Origin of the sequence: Frankia sp. AgB32 (assembly GCF_023243045.1) — a bacterium.
Classification (GTDB): Bacteria; Actinomycetota; Actinomycetes; order Frankiales; family Frankiaceae; genus Frankia.
The window spans coordinates 1-8,446 of the sequence record NZ_JALKFX010000259.1; the positions used below are offsets into that span (position 1 = coordinate 1).

The window sequence follows — 8,446 nt, forward strand, 5'->3', positions numbered from 1 at the left end:
GCACCCGAAGAACACCCCACCCGATCCCAAAAAAGATCAGGCAACAACCCCGAAGACGAACCACGCGACGTGTCGTTGCGGGTGATCAGAAGCTCGCGCCTGGTCGCCGCATCCAGTAGTTCGAGATCGCCGATCCGGGATTCTGGGGCAGCCACCGCCGCTTCGAGCAGGCGGACGAGCCCGGCCGCGAGCGATTCCACGGTTGCCCGGTCGAACAGGTCTCCGGCGTAGCCGACGGCCAGGCGAACCCCAAGCGGCGATCCGTCGTCGGCGTGGTTCTCGGTCGCGGTGAACAGGAGGTCGAACTTGGCCAGGCTGGGCTCAAGCTGCTCGATCTCGACCTGCAGGCCGGGGAGATCGGCCTCATACCGGGGCTGGTTCTGCAGGACGATCTTCACCTGGTAAAGCGGGTTCCTGGTCAGTGAACGCACCGGATTGAGCGCTTCGACCAGCCGCTCGAAGGGCAGATCCTGGTGCGCGAAGGCAGCGAGGTCGAACGCACGGACCCGATCCAGCAGCTCGCCGAATGTCGGGTCGCCGCTCGTGTCGGTCCGCAGTACCAACGAGTTGACGAAGAAGCCGACGACGCCGTCCAGCGCTTCGTCGGTACGGCCCGCCACGGTCGCGCCAATCGGGATGTCGGCGCCCGCGCCGAGCCGCGTCAGCAAGGCGGCCACTCCGGCCTGCAGGGCCATGAACAGCGTGGCGCCCCGGTTCCTGGCCAACTCCATCAGCCCGACATGCAGTGCCCGATCCAGTGCGAAATGGACGATTGCGCCATCTCCGGCGTGCGCGGCGGGCCTCGCCCGATCGACTGGCAGCTCCAGTTCCGTGGGCAGACCGGCGAGGGCCTCGCGCCAGAACGCGAGCTGGCTGGCGACGACACTGCCCTCGACTCCATCGTCACCGAGGACATCGTGCTGCCACAGCGCGAAATCCACGTACCGCACCGGCAATTCGGGCAGATCCGCGGAGTCCCCGCCCACAACGGACGCGTAGGACGCCGACAGGTCGCGCAGCAACGGCCCCAGAGACCAGCCATCGGTGACGATGTGGTGCATGACCAGCACCAGGACGTGCCGGGTCTCAGCCGATCGCAGCAGCACCGCCCGCAGCGGTAGCTCCGTCGCAAGGTCGAATCCCTGACCAGCGATCCGGGCGACGGCCCCCGCGAGCTGTTCCTCGGTCACGTGCACCAGGTCGAGCACCTCGCCGACGCTGTCCAAAACCAGCTGGTACGGGACGCCGTCCGTCTCAGGGAAGATCGTGCGGAGCGACTCGTGGCGCGCCAGCACCGCGGCCAACGCCCGCCGCAGTGCCTCGACATCGAGCAGACCTGACAGCCGCACCACGACCGGGACGTTGTAGACGCCTTCGGCGGGATCGATCCGGTTCAGAAACCACAGACCCAGCTGGCCATGGGACAACGGTGCCGGCACCGCCCGATCCCGGCGAACGATCGAAGGACGTGCCCGCGCCGCGCCGGCCAGGCGGCGGGCAAGCGCCGCGACGGACGGCGCCGAGAACAATGTCTCCAGGTCGAGTTCCACGTCGAAAACGGTCCGTATCCGGGCCACCAGACGGGTGGCCAGCAGCGAATGGCCACCCAGCGCGAAGAAGTCGTCGTCCACCCCCACCCGGTCGACGCCCAGCAGGTCCGTGAAGAGTCCGCAGAGGATCTCCTCCTGAGGCGTGCGCGGTTCCCGGTATCCGGCCTCGGTGACATCGGGCATGGGCAGAGCCCTGCGGTCGACCTTGCCATTCGGCGTCAGCGGCAGCGCCACCAGCGACATCAGGACCGCGGGAACCATGTGCTCGGGCAGTCGTTCGGCCAGTGCGTCCCGCAGCGTCCGGACATCGTCTCGGCCGACGACATGGCCGACGAGCACGGGCAGTCCGCCGGGGCCCCGCGCCGCGGTCACCACGGCGTCGGTGACCCGCGGCAGCGCACGCAGCCGCGCCTCGATCTCGCCGAGCTCGACCCGCTGACCGCGTACCTTCACCTGTCCGTCGCGACGTCCGAGGAACTCCAGCTGCCCATCCGTCAGATACCGCACCCGGTCGCCGGTCCGGTAAAGACAGCCACCGGCGTCCGAGAAGGGATCGGCCAAAAAGGCCGTAGCGGTCGTAACGGCGTCGTTCAGGTAACCGCGGCCCACCCCGGTACCGGCCACATACAGGTCCCCGACGATTCCCGCCGGGACCGGGCGGAGCTCGTCGTCCAGGACGTAGAGGCGGGTGTTGCGGATCGCGCGACCGATCGGCGTGGTGGCTCGGTCGCCGCGGGAGTTCGGGGTGATCACGGCATGCGTGACATCGTCGGAGCACTCGGTGGGCCCATATGCGTTGACCACCGGAATGGCCGGGAACCGGGCAAACCAGCGGTGGCACAGTTCGAACGGCAGTTCCTCACCGGTGACGACGAGGTACCTCAGCCGGGAGAGCGTGGGCACCTGGCCGCCCGCGTCCCAGCTGTCCAGGGCTGACCGCAGCACAGTGGGCACCACCTCGAGCACTGTGACCGGCTCGCGATCTCCCAGGTCGAACAGCGCCAGCGGGTCCGCCGCCGTGGCCTCGCTGACCGCACGCACACATCCGCCCACGAGCAGCGGCGAGAGCATCTGCCAGACCGAGATGTCGAAGGTCAGCGGTGCGTTCAGCACCACGGTGTCCATCTCGGTCAGCTCAAGCAGGGCCACCTTCGCCATCAGATGATTGACCATCCCCCGGTGGTGCACCATCGCGCCCTTGGGCCGTCCCGTGGACCCCGAGGTGAAGATCACGTAGGCCAGCTCCCCAGTGTGCGGCTCGTGATGGGCGACGGCGCCGCCACCACCGTCCGGGCCCAGCAGGAGGATGTCCGCCATTCCGGCGGCGATGTCGGCGGCCAGGGCGGCGCGTCCGGGCCCGGCCAGCAGGCAACCGGCTCCGGTAGCCGCCAGCAGCTCGGTTCCGCGCCGGGAGGGGGCGCGGGTGTCCAGCGGCACGTAGGCGGCGCCCGCCGCGAGAACGGCAAGCAGCGCGGTGACCGCCCACCTTCCCCGGTCCGCGAGCACGGCGACGAGGTCGCCGGGGCCCACACCTCGTGTCCGCAGGTCGTGCGACAGAGCTCCGACGTGGGCCATGAGGGTTCGGTAGTCCACGACACCGCCGTCATCCATGACCGCGGGTGCCTCGGGAGTCCGACCGGCGATCTCGGCCACCCACGTCACGAGACCGGTCAAGGCGTCGGGGACAGTGGTGGCGTTCCACTCCGCGAGCAGCCGGTGTGCCTCGGCATCGGTCAGAATCGGGACGGCCCCGACGGGCCTGTCCGGGTCCGCCACCGACGTGGACAACAGGCGGGCGAGCCTGTCGAGGAAGGCACCGGCCGTCGTCTCGTCGTAGACGTCCTCGCGGTATTCCAGCGCCATCATCAGGGTGTCGGGCACACCTGACTCCGTGAAGTAAGGCCGCATCGTGAAGGAGAAGTCGAACTTGGCCGTACTCAGGGGGACATCAAGCAGGTTCAGTTCGAGGCCCGCTGCCCGCGGTGGGGTGTCACTCAGCGCGTCCATCGAGAGCATCACCTGGAACAGGGGGTGCCGGGACAGCGAGCGCACGGGATTCAGTTCCTCGACCAGCCGTTCGAACGGCAGGTTCTTGTGAGCGTACGCGGCCAGGTCGGTTGCGCGAACCCGAGCCAGGAGCTCACGGAAGGTGGGCCGTCCGCTACTGTCGACCCGCAGCACCAGCGTGTTGCCGAAGTATCCGACGAGCTCCTCCAGCGACTCGTCGTCGCGGTCGGCCAATGGCGTCCCGATCGGTATATCGGTGCCCGCGCCCAGCCGGGTCAGGAGCGCGGTGAGCGCGGCCTGCAGCACCATGAACGTGCTCGTTCCGGTGGCACGACTGAGATCCACAATCGCCTGGTGCACATCCGGCGAAAGCACACGCCGAACCATCCCCGCCGTCGGAGCCGCCAACGTGGGGTGCGGGCCCCCGAAGGACAGGTCGAGATGGTCGGGCAGGCCGGCCAGTTCGCGCCGCCAGAACTCCAGGCTCTCAGGGTCATCTCGGTCCCGGGTTCGCCAGGCGGCGTAGTCCGCGTACTGCAGGGTGAGCGGCCGGCGGGAAGGCGCATGGCCCTCCCGCCGAGCTTCATATGCCTCGAGGAGATCACGCAGCAGCAGGCGCGCGGAGTCGGCATCCGCCGCGATGTGATGGACGATCAGCGCGAGAACGTGTCTTCTCGGTCCCAGCTTGAACAGCCGGGCCAGGAAGGGAGGCCGTTCGCCGAGTTCGAATCCGATCGCGGCGGCTTCGGCCAGGTCGTCGCGCAGCTTGTCCTCCGTGGTCTTCACCACGTCGAGCAGACTGGTCGAAGCCGGTGCCACGATTCGCTGGCGCGGCTCGCCCCCCACCTCGGGGTAGAAGGTCCGCAGGATCTCGTGGCGGGCGACGACGTCTTCCACCGCCGCCGCCAGGGCCGCCGGGACCAGATCCCCTTCGAGGGACAGCGCCAGAGGGATGTTGTACGCAGCGCGGAAACCCTCGAGCTGATTCAGGAACCACAGCCGCCGCTGGGCGGAGGAGAGCTCAGGATCACCCCTTCGGGTCACCGGGACCAGCCGGATCTCCGCCGATGGCGCGAGCTCGAGATGACCAGACAGGTCCGCCACGGTCGGGAAGCGAAAGATCGCCTCGATACCGACCTCCACCCCGATCCGCGCACGAATGCGCCGGGCCAGACGGTTGGCCAGGAGCGAATGCCCGCCCAGGCCAAAGAAGTTGCCGTCGATGTCAACGCCTTCGACGCCAAGCGTCTCCGAGAAGATCTGGCAGAGGACATGCTCACGTGGAGTTCTGGGCGGTCGACCGGTCCCACCCTCGGCGGTCATGGCCGGCGCGGGCAGAGCGCGCCGGTCCACCTTGCCATGAGGCGTCACGGGCAACGCATCCATGGTCACCAACGCTGCCGGCACAAGGTATTCGGGCAGTGCTCGCCGCAGTTCGGCATGGATCTCGTCCGGCCGGATGGTCTCGCCGGGACTCGCCACGACGTAGCCGATGAGTCTAGGCTCCCCGGTTCGATCCCGATCAGCCACGACCACGGCCTGGTTGACCGCAGCCAGGCGCAGGAGGGCGGCCTCGGCCTCGGCCGGTTCGACCCGGTAACCGCGGATCTTTAGTTGATCGTCCGCTCTGGAGACGAACTCCAGCTCACCGTCCACCCGCCGCCGAACAAGATCACCGGTGCGGTACATCCGTCCGGCGGTCGGAGCAAAGGGATCAGCGACGAAGCGCTCGGCGGTCAGGTCCGGCCGGCCATGGTAGCCCCGGGCGATGCCAGCCCCGGCCACGTAAAGTTCGCCGACGGACCCAGGCGGCACGGGCTGCAGGCTGCTGTCGAGCACATGCACTCGCGCACCCACGATGGCTGTACCTATCGGCGGAATGCCGTCGTCCGTCAGGGGTCTGCTCATGGTGGCGCAGACGGTGGTCTCCGTTGGCCCATAGGCGTTGACGAAGAGCCTTCCGGCCGACCACCGGGAGACGATCTCCGGCGAGCACGCCTCGCCGGCCACCGTGATGGTCATCGTAGGCGGCAGGTCGTCCTCCGCGTCGAGCACGGTCAGGACAGAGGGGGGCAGAATGGCATGGGTGATGCCGGCGCCATTGGTCAGATCCGCCAGGGGATCGCCCGGTACCAGACGCCAGGATGGCGCCAGTACGAACGTCGCGCCCGCCAGCAGGCCCATGCAGAGTTCGGGGACCACCGCGTCAAAGCTTGTCGAGGCGAACTGCAGTATCCGGCGACCAGGACCGACCTGCAACCGCCGATTGAAGGTCTCGGCCAGGCACGCGATGCCCGTATGGGGCACCAGCACGCCCTTCGGATTCCCGGTGGAACCGGACGTGTAGATGAGATAGGCGGGGTGAAGGGGGCTTAGCGGGGCGGTCCTGTCCCTGTCGGCCAGGTCCGAATCGGGCCAGGCGGCGAGGGTCCGCTCCACCACCGGGTCGTCCAGGACCAGACGCGGGCACAAGGGAGCTGTCGCCCCGGCGGTGGCCTGGACGGTGATCGCGTACGCGGGTGCCGCGTCCCGGACGATGTAGTCGATGCGATCGGGTGGATAGTCCGGATCGACCGGCAGATAGGCGGCGCCCGCCTTGACCACCGCGAGCATCGCGGCCACGAGCTCGACGGAACGCGGGAGCAGGAGCGCGACCCGGTCCTCTGGACCGACTCCTGTGGATACCAGCGATCGCGCGATCCGGTTCGCCCGCCGATTGAGCTCGGCATAGGTCAGGGTCGTGCCCTCGAACTCCAGTGCCGGCGCGTCCGGCGTCGCCCGCACCTGCCGTTCGAAGAGCTCGGCCAGTGGCACGTTCGGCACGTTCGGCACGTTCGGCGCGTTCGGCGCGAACACGGCAGGTAGATCGTCTTCGTCCAGGACCGCGATCCGGCCAATGGGTGTCGGAGGAGCGTCCGACGACTGGATAACCCGTTCCATGAACCGGACGTAACGCTTCTGCACCCTCGCGAGCTCGTCGGGTTCGTAAAGTTGGTAATGCGCGTCGAAGTCGATTCGAATATCTCGCCTGTCCGCGCGGTCGTACACGGAGATTGCCAGGTCGTCTATCAGCCGAAGTGACATGTTGTGCGCCTCGGCGGGGAACCCGCCGAAACGAAGGTCGTAGGAGAACGGCACGACATTGATCATCGGGCCGAAGAACCGCCGCCCGTTCTCCGGTGGATGGAGCACACGGCTCAGTTCTTCGCCACGGTACCGTTGGTGGGCAACGACCTCGCGCAGAGTCTGCCGCGTCTGCTCGAGGAGGTCGGGCATGGTCAGTTCGGGACGTATCCTGAGGCGCAACGGCAATATGTTGGCCGCCATACCCGGGATGTCCCTCAGCTCAGCGCTGCTCCTCGCCGTCACCGGCAGGCTCAGCACCACGTCGGTGAGACCGGTCAGCCGGTGGAAGTACGCAGCCGTCGCAGCGATGATAATGCGCGACGGGGCCATGCCGAGCCGCTCGGCCGTGCCACGCAGTGTGCGCAGGGCGTCGCCAGACAACAGAGCGGTCCGGCGGATGTACCGAGGCGAGGGCACCAGCGGTCGCTGGGACAGCGTGACGGGCTCCGGATCATCAGCGAACCGGTCGAGCCAGTACGCTCGGTCCGCCCCGAACGACGCCGACGACCGGTACTTCTCCTCTGCGTCCAGCAGAGCCCGGACCGATCTGAACGGGCTCGGCTCCGGCGAGACGCCCGCGACGAGCGCGGAATAGACCGACGCCATCCGCCGCACCATCAGCGCCGCACCCACCCCGTCGATCAGGATGTGGTGATAGGCGTGAAACCAGAACCATCGGTCCTCGGCGATCCGGAACAGGGCAAAGGTGAACAGCTGTGAACTGGTCAGATCGATCCGGCGGTGCAGATCCCGGTCCATCCACTCCTCGGCCGCGCGCCGGGGATCCGGCTTGTCCGAGACATCGATCAGGTGGCACCGCCACTCCGGTTCCGGACCGACAACCTGCCCTGGGCCCTCGTCGGTCTCCAGAAAACGCAGTCTCAGCACGTCGGCTTCTGCCACGACTCGCCGCAACGCCCGTTCGAACAGGACCGGATCGACCTGGCCGTGAATCTCCAGGTACTCCGCCCCCCGGAAGATCGCGCTGTCGGGGTGTATCCGCTGCGCGAACCACACGCCGGCCTGCGCCCCACTGAGCGGATGGACCCGTCCTAGGCCGTCCTCAACCTGGGCCATGCTCTCCTGTCCTTCAATCCGACATCGCCACGAGCACCCGACGAGGGCCCGTGAACGGCCTGCGGCCGTGTCCGACCAACACGTTGTCAATCAGCAACAGGTCCCCGGGCCGCCATTCGACATCCACTGCGAGTCCGAGCCCGACCTCCTGCACGTGCCGAATGTGCTCGGCGGGAATCGGGCTGCCGTCAGCGAAGGTCACAAATTGCGGCAGTTCATCCTCCGGAACGAGCTGCGTGAGCATCGCGGCCTCCTCACTCAGGCCGGCGGGGTGGAACTGGTCAGCCTGGTTGAACCAGACCTCCGTCCCGCTGACCGGGTGACGGACGGTCGCGGGGCCGACCATGCCGATCCACAGGGTCCCGTCCGGCTTCCAGCGCCATTGCGAGCCCGTCCCGTCAAGAAACGCCTCCACAACGCCGCGGTCTCCGGTCTCGAAGGTGGCCTGCCAGCTCTTACCGAGTCCGAGCCCGTCGTGGAGGTTCTGCAGGTACCGAACACCCCCGGCGAACGCTGCAAGCACCTGTGGATCGATCGCCTCCAGCCAGGACCGGCCGTGGGGGGGCCGCGGGGGGGCTCCCCCCCGGGGGGCGCGGTCTGCCCCGGGGCCCGGGGCGCCGCCGGCGACACCGAGGACCGTCCCACCGGGCGCATCCGCGGCACCCGCGCCCTGCTGACCACCGCCG

The 8,446-nt window shown here is 68.3% G+C and carries 3 protein-coding genes; 1 reads left to right on the plus strand and 2 read right to left on the minus strand.

Annotated features, from left to right (window positions below; genetic code table 11):
- Both MXD60_RS27865 and MXD60_RS27870 read right to left on the minus strand, forming a co-directional pair.
- On the minus strand, window positions 1–7,760 hold a 7,760-nt coding region (locus MXD60_RS27865), incomplete at its 3' end, for a non-ribosomal peptide synthetase (protein ID WP_248822671.1).
- Window positions 7,761–7,773: 13 nt separating this feature from the next.
- On the minus strand, window positions 7,774–8,175 hold the full coding sequence (locus MXD60_RS27870) for a TauD/TfdA family dioxygenase (protein WP_248822672.1): 402 nt from the start codon (window positions 8,173–8,175) through the stop codon (window positions 7,774–7,776).
- Between the two features lie 60 nt (window positions 8,176–8,235).
- Here MXD60_RS27870 and MXD60_RS27875 point away from each other — a divergent pair.
- Window positions 8,236–8,446, plus strand: a 211-nt coding sequence (locus tag MXD60_RS27875; RefSeq protein WP_248822673.1) for a hypothetical protein, incomplete at its 3' end; no start/stop codon positions are given.